Source organism: Gluconobacter vitians, assembly GCF_015244565.1.
In the GTDB taxonomy this organism is placed as follows: Bacteria; Pseudomonadota; Alphaproteobacteria; order Acetobacterales; family Acetobacteraceae; genus Gluconobacter; species Gluconobacter vitians.
Genome location: NZ_JABCQG010000009.1, coordinates 93,852 through 109,737, shown reverse-complemented (window position 1 = coordinate 109,737; position 15,886 = coordinate 93,852). Strand labels below are relative to the sequence as shown.

At 61.9% G+C, this 15,886-nt stretch carries 14 protein-coding genes; 3 read left to right on the top strand and 11 right to left on the bottom strand.

All coding sequences use genetic code 11. From position 1 onward, the window contains the following. The first annotated feature begins 7 nt into the window (after window positions 1-7). Complete coding sequence (locus HKD24_RS08590) at window positions 8-1,600, top strand: gamma-glutamyltransferase family protein (RefSeq protein ID WP_194259914.1); 1,593 nt, start codon at window positions 8-10, stop codon at window positions 1,598-1,600. Continuing rightward, window positions 1,594-2,853, top strand: a complete 1,260-nt coding sequence (locus tag HKD24_RS08585; RefSeq protein ID WP_194259913.1) for a cation:dicarboxylate symporter family transporter — start codon at window positions 1,594-1,596, stop codon at window positions 2,851-2,853. Before HKD24_RS08590 ends, HKD24_RS08585 begins: the two co-directional genes overlap by 7 nt. On the opposite strand, the gene HKD24_RS08580 is transcribed toward HKD24_RS08585, so the two are convergent. From HKD24_RS08580 to HKD24_RS08570, 3 genes are all read right to left on the bottom strand, one after another. Next, entirely contained in the window at window positions 2,854-4,188 is a 1,335-nt protein-coding gene (locus HKD24_RS08580; protein WP_194259912.1) for an AtzE family amidohydrolase, read from the bottom strand. It abuts the gene before it with no gap. Further along, window positions 4,185-4,367 (bottom strand): DUF4089 domain-containing protein, encoded by a 183-nt coding sequence (locus HKD24_RS08575; RefSeq protein WP_062500951.1) that lies wholly within the window; start codon window positions 4,365-4,367, stop codon window positions 4,185-4,187. Before HKD24_RS08575 ends, HKD24_RS08580 begins: the two co-directional genes overlap by 4 nt. Before the next feature lie 141 nt (window positions 4,368-4,508). Next, window positions 4,509-5,423, bottom strand: a complete 915-nt coding sequence (locus tag HKD24_RS08570; protein WP_228124268.1) for an NAD-dependent epimerase/dehydratase family protein — start codon at window positions 5,421-5,423, stop codon at window positions 4,509-4,511. Window positions 5,424-5,729: 306 nt separating this feature from the next. Here HKD24_RS08570 and flgH point away from each other — a divergent pair, with 306 nt between their 5' ends. After that, window positions 5,730-6,476, top strand: a complete 747-nt coding sequence (gene flgH, locus HKD24_RS08565; protein ID WP_062507684.1) for a flagellar basal body L-ring protein FlgH — start codon at window positions 5,730-5,732, stop codon at window positions 6,474-6,476. 57 nt (window positions 6,477-6,533) lie between these two features. On the opposite strand, the gene HKD24_RS08560 is transcribed toward flgH, so the two are convergent. The 8 genes from HKD24_RS08560 to HKD24_RS08525 form a co-directional block, all read right to left on the bottom strand. Continuing rightward, a complete protein-coding gene (locus tag HKD24_RS08560; protein WP_194259910.1) occupies window positions 6,534-7,775 on the bottom strand; it encodes a tetratricopeptide repeat protein in 1,242 nt (413 codons plus the stop codon). A gap of 3 nt (window positions 7,776-7,778) precedes the next feature. Next, window positions 7,779-8,213 (bottom strand): ExbD/TolR family protein, encoded by a 435-nt coding sequence (locus HKD24_RS08555; protein WP_194259909.1) that lies wholly within the window; start codon window positions 8,211-8,213, stop codon window positions 7,779-7,781. A 72-nt stretch (window positions 8,214-8,285) separates the two neighbouring features. After that, window positions 8,286-8,711 carry an ExbD/TolR family protein gene (locus HKD24_RS08550; protein ID WP_062446513.1) on the bottom strand — a complete coding sequence of 142 codons (426 nt, stop codon included), beginning with the start codon at window positions 8,709-8,711 and terminating at the stop codon, window positions 8,286-8,288. A gap of 4 nt (window positions 8,712-8,715) precedes the next feature. Next, window positions 8,716-9,801 carry a MotA/TolQ/ExbB proton channel family protein gene (locus tag HKD24_RS08545; RefSeq protein WP_194259908.1) on the bottom strand — a complete coding sequence of 362 codons (1,086 nt, stop codon included), beginning with the start codon at window positions 9,799-9,801 and terminating at the stop codon, window positions 8,716-8,718. Window positions 9,802-9,938: 137 nt separating this feature from the next. Next, window positions 9,939-10,607 carry an energy transducer TonB gene (locus tag HKD24_RS08540; RefSeq protein WP_062500936.1) on the bottom strand — a complete coding sequence of 223 codons (669 nt, stop codon included), beginning with the start codon at window positions 10,605-10,607 and terminating at the stop codon, window positions 9,939-9,941. A 420-nt stretch (window positions 10,608-11,027) separates the two neighbouring features. Beyond that, window positions 11,028-12,159 (bottom strand): peptide chain release factor 2 gene (gene prfB / locus HKD24_RS08535; RefSeq protein WP_194259907.1). Its coding sequence is split into 2 segments (ribosomal slippage): window positions 11,028-12,089 and window positions 12,091-12,159, totalling 1,131 coding nucleotides; the frame shifts between segments, so codons are not numbered across the junction. 59 nt (window positions 12,160-12,218) lie between these two features. Then, window positions 12,219-14,864, bottom strand: a complete 2,646-nt coding sequence (locus tag HKD24_RS08530; protein WP_194259906.1) for a penicillin-binding protein 1A — start codon at window positions 14,862-14,864, stop codon at window positions 12,219-12,221. An 89-nt stretch (window positions 14,865-14,953) separates the two neighbouring features. After that, window positions 14,954-15,838, bottom strand: coding sequence for an aldo/keto reductase (locus tag HKD24_RS08525; protein WP_194259905.1), 885 nt, complete (start codon window positions 15,836-15,838; stop codon window positions 14,954-14,956). Between the last annotated feature and the right edge of the window lie 48 nt (window positions 15,839-15,886).

Below are 15,886 nucleotides of genomic sequence, written 5' to 3'. Positions count from 1 at the left end.
CGCCGCCATGCTGACACCCAATGCTCTCGGCGGAATGGTAACGTCTCCGCATCATCTGGCCAGTCAGGCGGGGCTGGATGTCCTGCGCGAGGGCGGAACGGCGATTGAAGCGATCGTGGCCACGGCCTCCACGCTGGCAGTCGTCTATCCGCACATGACGGGACTGGGCGGGGATGCGTTCTGGCTGATCTGCTATCCTGATGGACGGACTGTGGCCATTGACGCCTGCGGGGCGCTGGCCATGGGCGCGGATCATGCGGTGTATGCCGAGGCCGGGCACAACGTCATTCCCTGGCGTGGCGGGCTTGCGGCCAATACGGTGGCCGGGACGGTCTCGGGCTGGGAGAAGGCGCTGGAACTGAGCAGCGATATCCGCGAGCCCCTCCCGCTGGACCGGCTTCTGCGGGACGCCATCTTTTATGCTGAGAATGGGCGTGTGGTCTCAGAGAGCGAGGCGGCCCTTCTGGCCCAGAAGCAACCGGAACTCATGTCGGATCCGACACTGGCGCGCATCTGTTTTCCAGAAGGCAAACCTTGGACAGCGGGCAGTATCCGCAAATCGCCCGAACTGGCGCAGACACTGAGAATGCTGAACCGGGACGGACTGCGCAGTTTCTATAATGGGCCGCTGGCGCGCAGTCTGGCCGCCGATCTGGCAGCGGCTGGCAGTCCGGTCCGGTCACTGGATCTTCTGGCGCATCGGGCAGAGGTCAAGGAACCGCTGCATGTGCAGACCAGCGATGGCTTCCTTTATAATACCGCCCCGCCCACACAGGGCGTGGCCTCGCTTCTGATCCTGGCCCTGTCGGATCATCTGAGCCGTGCGGACGGGCCGGAGAGCTTTGCGCATGTGCATGGTCTGGTCGAAGCCACCAAACAGGCGTTCCTCTACCGCAACCGCTATACGGATGGCAGCGAACATTCGGAATCCCGGGCCCGGGCTTTGCTGGCCGATCCGGCACGGCTGGAAGCGATGGCGTCCCGCATTTCCATGACCCATGCCCTGCCCTGGACGGAGCAGACGCAGTGGGGCGACACGACATGGATGGGGGCGATCGACCGCGATGGCGTTGCGGTCAGCATGATCCAGAGCCTGTATTTCGAATTCGGCTCCGGCGTGATGCTGCCGCAGAGCGGACTGTTCTGGCAGAACCGGGGATCGTCCTTCCGGCTGGCCCATTCGGGCTGGAACATTCTGCGCCCCGGAGCCAAGCCGTTTCATACGCTCAACCCGGCTGCCGCACGCCTGCGGGACGGGCGCACAATGGTCTATGGCACCATGGGCGGCGAAGGCCAGCCCCAGACACAGGCCGCGATCTTCAGCCGTCACGTCCGCTATGGGGTACCGCTTCAGGAAGCAATCTGCCGTCCTCGCTGGCTGCTCGGGCGCACCTGGGGAGACGAGAGCCTGTCGCTCAAGGTGGAACCGGGATTCAGTCCGAATGTCATGTCGCAGCTTGAAGCGGCCGGGCATACGGTTGAAGCACTCCCCGAACAGTCCATCATCATGGGTCACGCCGGCGCGCTGATCCGCCACGAAAACGGACGTCTCGAAGGCGCCACTGATCCACGCAGTGACGGAGCCGTTGCCGCGTGGTGAGAACTCTGGCCGGAAATCTGTTCGCGCAGGTCGTTCTGGCAACGGTACTCGGGCTTGGCGCCGGACTGTTTTTCCCAGGCCTCGCAGATGATGTGGGATGGATGACGGCGCTGTTCATGCGCCTCATCATCATGGCGGTCGGGCCGCTGCTGTTCTGTATCGTAACACTTGGGATTCTTGGGGCCGGATCGCTGAAAACGGTCGGGCGACTGGGGGGACAGGCCCTGCTCTATTTCGAGATCATGACAACACTCGCGCTCGGCGTAGCAGTTCTGGTGGCGATGGGGCTCGGAATCGGTCGGGGCGTCGGGTTCGTGCCGAGCGTCGAAGATATGCAGATGATCGCGTCCTATGGCGGCCATGCGCAGAGCCTGCGGGCGGGCGGCATCAGCGGATTCCTGCTCTCACTCGTGCCGCGCACCCCAGCGGAAGCCTTCGCACAGGGGAACGTCCTCCAAATCCTGGTCTTCGCGATTTTTGCCGGATGCTGCCTGAGCGGCATGGGAGAACGCAGCACACCTCTGGTCCGGCTGATCGAAAGCATCTCCGAACTGTTTTCGCGCATGATGGGTATCATCATCCGCGTGGCTCCTCTGGGCGTGTTCGGCGCGATGGTAACAACAACGGCGCGTTACGGACTGGAGACGATCGGGCATCTGGCCGGGTTCACAGCACTGTATTTCCTGCTGGTGGGTCTCTTTATCATTGGCGCGCTGGGCGGTGGGCTACGGCTTGCGGGCGTCAGTCCACTGCGGTTTGCACGTTATTTCCGCGAAGAACTGCTGATCGTCGCCACAACCACGGCATCGGACGCGGTTCTGCCCAGCCTGATGACCAAGCTCGAAAAACTCGGAGTGGAGCGTCAGGTCGTAGGGATCGTGGTGCCGGCCGGGTATTCGCTCAATCTGGATGCACTGTCGATCTATCTGGGACTGGCGGTCATCTTTCTGGCCAACGCTACCGGAACGCATCTGCCGGTCTGGCAGATCGCAACCCTGCTGGTGACAGCGCTGATCACCTCCAAAGGCGCGCACGGCATTCCGGGTTTTGCGATCGTCATTCTGGCGGCAACACTGGCAAGCGTGCCATCCATCCCGCCCGCAAGTCTGGTGATGCTGTTGGCAGTGGACTGGTTTGCAGGGATCGCGCGGGCCGTGGGCAATTTCGCAGGAAACTGCGTCGCCCCGGTTCTGATCGCAGCCCGGGAAAAGCGCCTCGACCACGCAAAGATGGCCGAGGCACTGGGACGTTAATCAGATCAGACGGGCTTCCGCCAGTCCGTCCGTTTCCAGCTTTTCAGCCAAAGCAAAGAGCTGGTCCTCGCGGCCCGGACGCGCAATCAATTGCGCACCGAGCGGCAGTCCTGGCACCTTCATCGGCACCGTCAGGACCGGGAAACCCGCCAGCGTCAGCGGCTGCGTGTAAAGACCCAGATTTGCGCGGGCAGAGACCATCTTGCCGCCGATTTCGATTTCCGGCTGATCGAAACGCGGAGCTTCGCCGACCAGCGCAGGGGCCAGCAGAATGTCCGTCTTCGCAAATGCCTCATGCATCCGGTCACGGAACCAGTGCCGTAGGCGATGGGCCTGAAAGATCAGTGTGGACGGCAGAAGAGCCCCGGCCAGCAGCCGATCACGGACAGCAGGATCATAGTCTGCAGCCTGGGTGCGCAGACGTCCGAGATGCTGCCCCGCCCCTTCGGAAGCACTAATGACAAACGCCGCAGCCCGTGCACGTGCCACTTCGGGGATCTCCACGACATCCGTAGCGCCCAGCGCCATGGACAGCGTATCGATCGCAGTCTGCATCGGCGCCGACATGTTTTCGCCAAACCAACCGCCAAGCCGGGAAATGCGCAGGCTGCTGACATCGACTTCCGCCAACGGTCTGGCGCAGAGCGCTTCAAAACAGGCTTTCAGTCCGCCCGCACTGTCGGCGAACGGGCCGACCGTATCGAGGCTCGGCACGAACGGGTAGCTGCCCTCCACGGACAACCGCCCCTGCGTTGCCCGCAGACCCCACACCCCACAGAGCGATGCCGGAACACGGATGGAGCCGTTCGTATCGGAGCCAAGACCTACCGAAAACATCCGAGCAGCCACACCCGCTGCCGAACCGCCTGACGATCCGCCGGCCAGACGCTCGGGAGCATGCGGATTACGGGTGTTGCCGTAATGGGCATTGATCGTGGCGAACCCGTAAGCGAATTCGTCCATGTTCGTCAGGGCGATGGGAATGGCCCCGGCCGCAATCATGTGCGCAACCACAACGGCATCCTGCGTGGCAGGCGGATCGTTGGCGAGGACTTTCGAGCCTGCGGTCGTGACTTCGCCGCGGACATCGAACAGATCCTTGATGCCAAACGGCACACCGGCAAGCGGTCCGGGATCGCGTCCCTGCAGCACAAGACGGTCCACCCTCTCGGCGGCTTCAAGAGCACGCTGCATCAGCAGGCGCGTGACACAGTGATAGCTTCCGTCCCGGCTTTCGATATCGGCCAGAGCCTTCACGGCCAGATCGCGTGCGGAGCGCTCGCCCTTGCGGACGCTGGCGGCAAGCGCAACCGTGCGCTGTTCAAGGCCGCTCATGGTTCGTACCGGAAAGCGGGTTCGAGGCGGTCCGGAAGTTCCAGCCCTTCGATCAGCGCGCCATAGCTGCGCAGGAGTTCAAGATTGGACCGTACCCCGGCATGGAACTCGGACGGGATGGTCAGGCCGTTCGCAGCGGCGAGCACCGTGATTTCACTGTCATGGGGGTCTGTCGTCATACGAACTCCGGTTTCCGGTTCTGCCTTGCTGACCATAATCCTGTCCTGTCCGCCGGTGCGATGACATTCACAGGAGGCCATAAAGAAAATGACGGCCCACTCGCGGACTGTCCAGCATCAGACGATGCCGGACCGGTATTTTCAGGGCTTGATCCGGTAACGCCAGTCATTAAGCACACTCACCAGCGTCTCATGCCAGGGGATCTGCGGGCTCCAGTCCAGCGCCTGCCGGGCAGCGGCCGGATTGCCCCGCATGGAAGGCAGGCCGGACGGACAGGGAATGTCTGGATCGACCTCAATGGTCGCCGAGACGCCAGCCACGTCCAGAAGATCAATGGCCATGGAACGGACCGTGCGGGTCACGCCGGAACAGATGTTCAAAGCGGTTCCGTTCGGCAGGGGCTGGGGAAGAGCCAGCGCATTGATATAGGCGTCACAGGCGTCGCGCACATCGGTGACGTCGAAGCCCGCGTCGGGATGGCCCACTCTGATGGTCGGCGCCTGCTGCCCGGCTTCAATCCGGGCAACCTGAGCGGCAAGAAACGGCAGGATGGCGTCTTCATCCTGCCCTGTTCCCACCTGGGTGAAAGAGCGCAGACGCAGGCCGTGCAGCCCTTCCCGGCTCAGATTGCCGATCGCCAGATCGGCCGCCGCCTTGCTGGAGGCATAGGCATTGACCGGCGCGATCACAGCGGATTCGTCGAGGGGCTGGCCGGAAGAGAAACTGGCCCCGTAGATTTCAGCTGTTGAGACGAAGATGAAGCTCGCCTGAGGCGCATGGGTCTCGAAGGTCTCGGCCAGGATAAGCGTCCCGTCCAGATTGACCGTCCAGGCATCGGCGCTTTCCGCCTTTGCACGTGCGACCGAGGAGACGGCGGCCAGATGCAGGCAGGCATCCGGCTTTTCATTCCGCACGAAACGCTCGACGGCAGCCCGGTCGCGGATGTCCATCGGGTCTTCCAGCAGGACATGTCCGGGAATGCGGTCCTGAAGCCGGGCCTTGAGATGCTGGCCGACAAATCCCTGCCCGCCGGTCAGCAGAATCCGGAGTCCCATCTCAGGACTGGAACGCGGAAAACCTGTCCGCGGTGGAAGAGGCAGAAACGGTCGGCATGGGGCAGTCTCCCGGCAGGATGGGCCCGGGCTGGCCGGAATGTCAGCCCACGCCATGCTGTTTTCGGCCACATCTCCCGACAGGGCAAGGGCGCAGCAGGAACCCAGGACATTCAGAACGGAGGCCTGCCGACAGCAATTCCTCGTCCGAGTCTTGCTAATGCACGATGGCAGCAGCGTCTTAACAGGTTTTTTACCGGTCTCGTGTTTGCTTGGGATCACACGGAACAGACGGATCTCACCTTTCTCATGCGGCACGCTTTTCGACATTCTGCTCGCACTCTGGGGCTGCTCGGCCTTCTGCCGGTCCTGTCAGCCTGCAACTCCCTCGCGCAGATGTCCGAGATCGGCCGACCACCCCGCATGACATCGATCACGGATCCGACGCGGGCAAACTCCTATCGCCCCGTCACCATGCCGATGCCGCCCCTGCAGGCCCCTCCTGATGAGGCAGCAAGTCTCTGGCGCTCCGGCAGCAAGGCATTCTTCAAGGATCAGCGCGCATCGCAGGTCGGCGACCTCGTCACGATCATCGTGGACATCACGGACAACGCCGCCTTCAACAACGGGACGACGGCCGACCGAACCGCGGACGAGAAATTTGGAATTCCCAATCTGTTTGGCATCAAGGGCAAGGTCATCAGTTCGATCACAGGCGCGGACAGTCTGAACACGGCCAGCAGCAGTGATTCCGGTGCGACCGGCAAGATCACCCGCAACGAGACCGTAACCCTGCGTCTGGCAGGGACCATCACGCAGGTTCTGCCGAACGGCAATTTTGTCGTGATGGGCAAACAGGAAGTGCGGGTGAACAGTGAATTGCGGGAACTGGGAGTCAGCGGCATTGTGCGTCCGCAGGACATCACGGCGGACAATACCGTAACGCATGACCGCATGGCGGAAGCCCGGATTTCCTATGGAGGCCGCGGGACGCTCACCCAGCTTCAGACCCCGCGCTATGGCCAGCAGGTCATGGATGCGATCCTGCCGTTCTGAACACAAAAAAGCCGGGGCAGAACCCCGGCTTTTCCATGCTTCTCCAAGACGGATGTCTTACTTCGCGGGACGCGACAGCAGCAGAGACCAGAGTTCAGCAACATCCTTAGCCGGGCCATTGCCCTGCACGGAAGAGAACGTCTTGATGGCTTCGGCTTTCTGGCCACCATCCATCTGCGCCATGCCGTATTCGACCTGCGCCAGATCCGGATAGCGCGGGTTCTTGCCCAAACCCGTCTTCATCAGAGCCAGACCAGCATCAACCTGTCCATTCAGGACCTGGTTATAGCCAGCGGTCAGAGCCGGGCCTGCACTCGGAGCAGAAGCAGCCTGCGTCACGGCAGAGGCAAGCTGGCTCCGGTTCGTTGCAGCCTGCTGGGCCACAAAGGCATGGAACTTCGCGTCAGCCGCTGCGGTCGGACCATTGCCAAGCGAATGATTGGCATAACCCTGGTTCAGCAGGTTAAGTGCCAGCTGCGGCAGCCCCATCTGGACGGCGCGCTCACCCATGTCCTGATAGTCGGAAGGATCCTTGAGCACACCGGTCGCCAGACGCAGACGCTCGACATAGAAAACGAGCGGCGGCGAAAGGTTCGGATTTGCCACCAGATCATGGATCAGCATCGACCAGTAGTCAGGCTTGGAATAATACTTGGCCAGCAGGACATAAGCATGCGTCTTGGCATCCGCGTCCTTCAGATTCGTATAGGCCGTTGCCAGCATCTGAAGCTGGTTTTCGGCCGGAACCTTGCCTGCCTTGATCGTAGCATCGACTTGCTCCTGCGCGGCCTTGGCCGTGCCCTTCCAGTCCTGCTGCAGGTAGTAGCACTGGATCAGCATCGTCTGCATGCGCGGATCGGCGCCGTATTCCTTCAGATAGCGCTCGGTCGCCGGGATGGCGCGGGCGTACTGCTTGGCGCTGTAGGCCATCGTGGCCTGTGCCATCAGCATCTGGCCTTTGGCAGCCTTCGGTGTACGGGAACTGTTGATCAGGACATCATAGGCCTTGATCGCAGCATCCGTGTTGCCGGACTGCGCGGCGATGGCCGCGCGCATCTGGGCCGTGGTGTAGGCTTCGTAATCAGTCTTGCCCTTGACCGCGTCTGCGGCGTCGACGGCTTCCATTGCCTTGGCATAGTTCTTGGATGCCAAGGCGCTCTGGGCCTGCTGCAGATCCTTGCCAACGGCCTGGCCGAGGACATCGTCAGCATGGGCGGAGCCGGCAAGCGCGGCGATACCGAAGACACCGGCCAGCAGAAGGTTACGGGCGCTCAGACGGCGGTAAAGGGACAAAGACACGAATTACTGTCCTTCCATGAACTGATCCAGACCGACAATTCCAAGCTTGGTCATGCCGAGACGCTGTGCATCCGCCATAACATGGGCCACCGTCTTGTAGTCAGCAAGACGATCGGGATGGATATGCATTTCAGGCTGGTCCGGCATTGCTGCGGCAGCTTCGAAATGGGCCTGAAGAGAGGCCTCGGACGTGATCGGCTCGTTGTTCCAGGAAATGCTGTTGTCGTAGCCGATGCTGACGGTCACGAGCTTAGGTTGTACGGTCGATGGGGGAGGATTGCCCTGAGGCAGATCGATCGCCACCGAGTGTGTCTGAAGCGGGATGGTGATGATCAGCATGATCAGCAGCACCAGCATCACGTCGATCAACGGCGTGGTGTTGATATCGACAATGCCTTCGTCTTCGTGCGTGCTGTCAGATCCGACGCTCATGCCCATGACGGCGGTTCTCCAAAAGGGTGACGTGAAAGCAGGAACGAGCCGCTTCGTTCAAAACGGCCCGACACGACCTCAGTTCGAGTGAGGCTGCTCGGTAATGAAGTCCACGTGGGCGATCCCTGCTTCCTGGCAGGTTGCAACCACCTGGCCGACTGCCAGATACTTGGCAGCCTGGTCACCGCGGATCTGGATCTGCGGCTGCGGCTTCTGCTTGGCCGCCTCGACGAGGCGGTTCAGCAGTTCGGTGTGGTTCGGGACGAGTGTCGTGTCCCAGAACACCTGACCGTTTGCATTCACGGCCAGGACAACGTTGCCCGGCTTGGTCTGTGTCGGCTGATTGGCATCAACCGGCAGCTTGACCTTCACCGTATGTGTGGCGACGGGGATGGTGATCAGAAAGATGATCAGCAGCACCAGCATCACGTCGACGAGGGGGGTGGTGTTGATTGCCGACACCACCTCGTCGTCACCGCCGCCTCCTCCGACGTTCATTCCCATGGTATCAGATCCGCTCGCTGGTGGTGATGGTGGTCGGGACAGCCATGCCGCCCTCGGCCGGAGCAACACCGTGACGGAAACCGCCGATCAGGACGGACTGGATGTCGGCAGCAAAGTTGCGGACGCGATCCATGGCACCCTTGTTACGGCGGACGAGCAGGTTGTAACCCAGCACGGCCGGAACAGCGGTGGCGAGACCGATGGCCGTCATGATGAGGGACTCACCAACCGGACCAGCGACCTTGTCGATGGAGGCCTGACCGGAAATACCGATGGCCGTCAGGGCGTGATAGATACCCCAGACCGTACCGAACAGACCGACGAACGGCGACGTGGAACCCACCGTACCGAGGAAGGCGAGACCGCCCTGCAAACGGGTGTTGATGGTGTCGACCGAGCGCGAGATGGACATTTCGGTCCAGGACGGCAGGTCGATCGAGTCACGCATGGAGCCTTCGTGGTGCTCGGCAGCCACGATGCCCGTCTCGGCGATGTAGCGGAACGGCGAAGACGGCTTCAGCGCAGCAGCACCATCGTGAACGGACGGCTTGGTCCAGAACTCACGTGCAGCTTCCTTGGACGCTGCGAAGACGCGGCCCTGTTCCAGGAACTTCATGACCATGATGATCCAGGTACCAGCGGACATGATCACCATGATGATCAGAACGCCACGGGCAATCGCATCACCATTGGCCCACAGGGCGCCGAGGCCGTACGGGTTGCCCTGCGGAGCAGGTGCTTCCGGCGTTGCGGTTGCGCTCTCGCCCGGCGTTGCGGCTGCGGCGGGAGACTGATCGGCAGGAGCAGCACTGTCGGCCGGAGCGCCGGCAGGTGCGCCAGCATCATTCGGAGCGGAAGCAGCCGGGGCGCCAGCCGGATCGGCGGAGGTCGTCGGGGTAGCCGGGCTGGAAGAGGGATCCACCGGAGCCGCTGCAGGAGCGCTCTGGTCAGCCGGAGCCGGCTGGGCGAAAGCGACGGCCGGTGCAACGGCACCGGAAGCCAGGGCCAGCGTCAGAGCCAGTGCGCTGGCCCGGACGGCACGCGCCTTCGTCGGAACGGCAAGGGCAGGAAGGCGGAACAGTCTGGTCATGAACTCCATATCCTCGTTAGAGATGCCCGTTTTCGGAGCTTGCTGGGTTGTCGGCCATATGGAGACCGGCCCTTTTCTGAGCCCTGCCAGGTTTGGAGACCCTGACAGGACAATTCTATTTGACGGTAGTCGAAAGATCAGTCGTCACCCATCGTGAAGTCGATGTGCAGCACGTGGTGATGCTCTGTTACCGGGGCGCCGTTTACGACGGCAGGCTGGTAACGGGCTCGACGAAGGAAGTCGAGTGCACTTTCCACGAACTCGTGACCACCGCTTGAACTCACAATGGTACAGTTTGCCGTCTTGCCGCTCGGAAGAATGTCACACGATGCGGTCACGTGACCTTCGCGGTTTTCTTCCATGGCTTCATCCGGATATTGCGCCTGCGCACCGTTGATCGGTCGTGCACCAGCCGAATGATCTGGAACTGCGTCAGCTGGCGGTCCCTGCGGCGGAGCCGGAACGGGCTCTGGCGACGGGGTCGGGCTGGGCGGCACCGGATGCGGCGGCTTGGTGTGCGTGACCCGCTGGACCGCTTTCGGCGGCGGCGGAACGCTGATCTTCGGCGGCGGAATGTACGGCGGTGGCGGCTGTTCCATCTGCGGCGGCGGCGGCGGTGGCGGTGGCGGCGGTGGCTTGGGCTGTTCCTTGATGACTTCCGTCTTGATAGGCGGCTTTTCCTGGACCAGTTTGCTCACAGCACCGCTCATGAGCGCATAGATCACGGCGCCCATAGCCAGCACGGCCACGACGATCGCGACAATGTAGTCTGTCGGCTTGCGCTGCTGTGCGGCGTAGCTCTTCATGTCGAAACCTTCTTACCCCTCACTGACACCGGCGTTGATCCACATCTGCCGGGTGCGGTGCCCCCGATTTCTGTGTTTCCATCGGGGTCCCTCACTGCGAACACATGAAATCCTTCATATGCCGTAAGGACATACCCGATATGCTGATTGGGCAGTCTAACCGCCATGCTGTCAAGCCGGCTATTGCCTTTATCGAAACGATTTTTTCATATTGACGACATAATCTTTGGTTCTGGATGACTTCATCCAAACGAAAATGTCGCTGGAAATCACCATAGCGCAATTTCACGATATGGCACCGTGACAGATTTAAGAAAATAGGGCGCCGGAACAGAGAACTGTTCCGGCGCCCTAGCGAATCCGTTCCGGTCAGGATACGCCCGCTCCCGCACATCATCGGGAGCGGTATAATGACTGCCCTTACTGGGCCGTGGCGCTGGCCTCCGAACGGGTAGCACCCACGCTCTGCGCCAGAGAAGCCGACATGAAGTCGTCCAGGGCCCCATCGAGCACGGCGCCCGGGTTCCCCTTTTCCACCCCCGTCCGCAGGTCCTTGACCAGCTGATACGGCGCAAGAACGTAAGAGCGGATCTGGTGTCCCCAGCCGATATCGGTCTTGGAAGCCTCGGTCTGGGCCGCCGCCGCCTCGCGCTTCTGAAGCTCGGCCTCATACATCCGCGCACGCAGCATTTCCATGGCCTTGGCACGGTTGCGGTGCTGCGAGCGGTCTGTCTGACAGGCCACCACGATCCCTGTGGGAACATGGGTGATCCGAATGGCCGAATCCGTCTTGTTGACGTGCTGACCACCTGCACCGGACGCCCGGAACGTATCGACACGCAGATCCGAATCGTTGATGTCGATCTCGATCGAATCATCTACGACCGGATAGACCCAGACAGACGCGAACGATGTCTGGCGACGGGCTGCCGCATCGAAGGGTGAAATCCGGACCAGACGATGCACGCCGGCCTCGGTCTTGAGCCAGCCATAGGCATTGGGGCCGCTCACCTGAATGGTGGCGGATTTGATGCCGGCCTGCTCGCCTTCGCTGCCTTCGATGAAGGTGACCTTGTAGCCATGCTGCTCGGCCCAGCGCGTGTACATGCGCAGGAGCATCTCGGCCCAGTCCTGGGCCTCCGTGCCACCCGCACCCGCATTCACCTCGACGTAACAGTCATTGCTGTCCGCTTCGCCCGAGAGCAGGCTTTCGATTTCACGCTTGTGGACGTCTTCGGCGATCCCCCGCAGGGTCTGGACGGCATCCTGGACGAGACTGTCGTCTCCTTCCATTTCCGCCAGTTCGACGAGTTCGAGCGTGCTTTCGACCTCGGCTTCGATCTGCTGGACGCCTTCGATCTGGTTGGCCAGCGTCGTCCGCTCGCGCATCAGCTTCTGGGCGGCATCCGCATCGTTCCACAGGTCGGGATCTTCAACGCGGTGATTCAGTTCCGCGAGGCGTGTTGTTGCGACATCCCAGTCAAAGATGCCTCCTCAGCAGTGCCACCGACTGCTTGATCTGTTCTGAAAGGGCCTCGGTTTCGGCCGACATAATGTCCTCCACTGAAAGGGCGGTTTCATGCCGCCCCATTCGGTCTGTTCTGGTGCGTCTTAGTATAGGCCGCCCACGCCGATGTCACCATCGGACGCAGCAGGTTTCTGGGCCTGTCCCGGCGTTGCCGGACCGCTGCCGCCCGAAGCGCTTCCCGGCTGACCGGGCGTCTGGGCCATGTCACTTTCGGAGTCCGAAATCACGGCATCGGCCCCGGTATCGGCGGCGGTCAGAGCTTCCGTACCTGCACCAAAGCCATGCAGTGCCACGGAAGCACCCGGAACCTGATCGGTTTTGAAGCCATCGACCGCGGAAATGCGACCTGTGTTGTAGCTGGCCAGCGTGATGCCGTCCGGAACCCGGAAATCCAGCTTCGGCCGGCTTGCGAGCGCGACCTTCATGATCTTGTTCCAGATCGGTCCGGCAACGCGGCCACCATCCGAATTGCGACCCAGCGTCTGGGGCGTGTCGAAACCGACCCAGACAACCGTGACGATATCGGGCGAGAAGCCGGCAAACCAGGCGTCATGGAAATCCTGACTGGTACCGGTCTTGCCCGCAACAGGACGGTCGATCCCCACTCCGGCCATGCGACCGGTACCGCGGGCAATCACGTCCTGCATCATCTTGACGATCTGGAACGTGCTCTGCTCGCTTGCAAGGGTCGGGCGTATGTCTGTCAGAGCCGGGACGGACACGCTGCCGGGCACGGGAGTGGCCGGAGCAACAGGTGCAGCGGACGGCGCTTCGGGGGCCGGAGGCGTCGTGCCATCATCCACAGCAGGCTGTTCACTGGGTGGGGCCTGCATGATGGTGCCAAGTTTCAGGCCGCCTGCCTGCCACAGGACACTGCCGGAGCGGTCCTGAATGTCATCCACGAGGGTCGGTGTGACGATATGCCCGCCATTGGCGATCGTGGCATAGGCCGCGGCCTCACGCATGACAGTCGTCTCAACAGCGCCAAGGGCCGCAGGCAACACATGCGGCATCTGCGCCACCAGCCCGGCGCGGATGGCCGTATCAGCAACAGCCTTCATGCCGAGATGGGCGGCAACGCGGATCGTCACGAGGTTCCGGCTTTCACGCAGCGCATCATGCAGGGTCGTTGGGCCCCAGTTATCGTGCTCGTAGTTCTGCGGATGCCAATCACCGTATGAGACGGGCGAATCATCGAAGCGTTCGGATGGGGAAATCCCCTTCTCCATCGCAGCCAGATAGACGAATGGCTTGAAGGACGATCCAGGCTGACGCAGCGCCTGCGTCACACGGTTGAACTGGCTCTCATGGAAGGACCAGCCACCGACCATCGCCAGAACGCGGCCCGTATGCACATCCAGCGTAACAGCAGCACCTTCGACCTGCGGGATCTGGCGCAGGGCTGCGGAGCCACTTTCCTGCGGTTCGATCATGATGACGTCACCGGCCCGGAGCGGATGCATCCGGCGCGCCCATACAATATCCGTTGCAAGAAGCGTACCCTTGCGGGCCGTTCCTTCTTCGATCCAGCCCACATGCGTGCCACCGGGCAGCACGACCGCCAGACGCCACTCACGCAGCATACCGCCCGGAGGCGTGACGTGATCGAGAACGCTTTCCCAGCCGTCATCCTGAATATTCGGCAGGTTGCGGAGAGGCCCCCGCCAGCCGCTATGGACGCGGTCGTAGTTCATCAGGCCTTCATGCAGAAGGCGCGTCTCGGTGACCTGAAGGCTCTGGTCGAGGCTGGTATGGACTTCCAGCCCGCCCTGAGCCGCCCGCTCCTGCCCATATTGGGCGATGAGTTGGCGGCGGACTTCCTCGCCGAACCATTCGGAATCCGGCAGCGGCCCGAAACGCTGCTTCTGCTGCGGGACCAGTGGCTCCTGCTTTTCCTGTTCGGCCTCCTGGCGTGTCAGCACACCAGCCTCGACCATCAGATCCAGAACAAGATTACGGCGCGCCATCGCGGCCTGCGGATGCAGGAACGGATTATAATTCGTGGGTGACTTAGGAAGGGCTGCCAGTGAGGCAGCCTCGGCATCATCAAGCTGATCCAGCGGCTTGTTGAAATAGCTCTGGGCGGCAGCGGCAACACCATAGGCACCGTTCCCGAGATAGATGCCGTTCAGGTAGATTTCGAGGATCTTGTCCTTGGACAGCACCTGCTCCATTTTCATGGCGAGCAGGGCTTCCTTGATCTTGCGGTCGAAGCTCAGAACATTGCTGTTGAGCAGCATGACCTTCGCGACCTGCTGGGTAATGGTCGAGGCTCCCAGCGGACGACGACCATGACGCGCAAAGATATCCGTCAGCCCCGCACGGCCGATCGCCATGAAATCCACACCGCCATGCGTGTAGAAATTATGGTCTTCGGTCGCGATGAAAGCATCCTTCACCCGCTCAGGGATGGCATTGATCGGCACGAAAATCCGGCGCTCGTTCGCCAGCTCCGCCATCAGCCGGTCGTCGGAAGCATAAATGCGGCTGACGGTCGGCGGCTGATAGGCGCGCAGGCTGTCCACGCTCGGCAGATCCGCCACGAGCTTGGCATAGGTCGTCCAGCTCAGGATGCCAGCCCCGGCGATCCCCACCAGCCCCACGCCGGCAATGATCGCCAGCGACTGCCGGTAGCGGCGGAAGCGTGGGGGACGTGGAGGCGTGGCGCCCGGGCCATGTGGATTGCCAGAGCCCTGAGAATTACGGGAACGGAAGGAACGTCGCGTCATGCGGCCTGCATAGCATTGTTCCGTATCCGCCGTCGCCCCCGTCTGAAAGGGTCATTTCGTGGCAGAGGCGCCACCCGAGAACCTCATGTTCAGCGCTGCGACGCTTTCCATGTGTCATGGCCCTGACGGTCGAGTTCGGCAAACTCTTCATCATTGAGATGCAGGGACGCTGCACGCACGTTGGATGCCAGATGCTCGGGACTTCCGGTCCCCGGAATGGGGAGCATGACGGGCGAGCGTTTCAGCAGCCAGGCCAGTGCGATCTGTCCGGCATCGGCATGGTGGTGATGGGCGATCTGGTCCATTGAGGTGCCGGGTTTGGCGAGATCACCGGCGGCAAGAGGCGCCCAGGGAATGAAGCCGATATTTTCCTTCGTGCAGTAGTCCAGCACGTCCTCGGAGGAGCGGTCCACGAGGTTGAACCGGTTCTGCACGGTCGAGACCGGGAAGCACTTTCTGGCCTTTTCGATCTCGGCAACGGTCACCTGCGACAGACCGACATGCCGGATCAGGCCTTCTTCGCGGAACTTCGCGATGGCCTCGAACTGCTTTTCGGCCGGACAGTCGGGGCCAATCCGATGAAGCTGCCACAGATCGATCCGGTCCACGCCCAGACGCCGCATGGACATCAGGACGCACTGGCGCAGATAATCGGGATTGCCGACCGGCTTCCAGATATCGGGACCATGACGTGTCAGGCCACCCTTGGTGGCAATGACCATGCCCTTATAGGGGTACAGCACTTCGCGGATCAGGTTTTCCGAGACGAACGGGCCGTAGGAATCCGCCGTGTCGACAAAGTCGATGCCGAATTTTTCCAGGCTTTCCAGCGTTCGGACAGCCTGCTCATGATCGGGCGGCTCACCCCAGATTCCCTTGCCGGTGATGCGCATGGCTCCAAAACCGAGGCGGTGGACCTTGAGGTCTCCACCGATCAGAAAAGTGCCGGATTTGCGGGCGTCGGGTCCAGACATGAGCAGGCTCCTATGTTCCGTGGTCCCTGTTCAACAGTCCGGACGGGT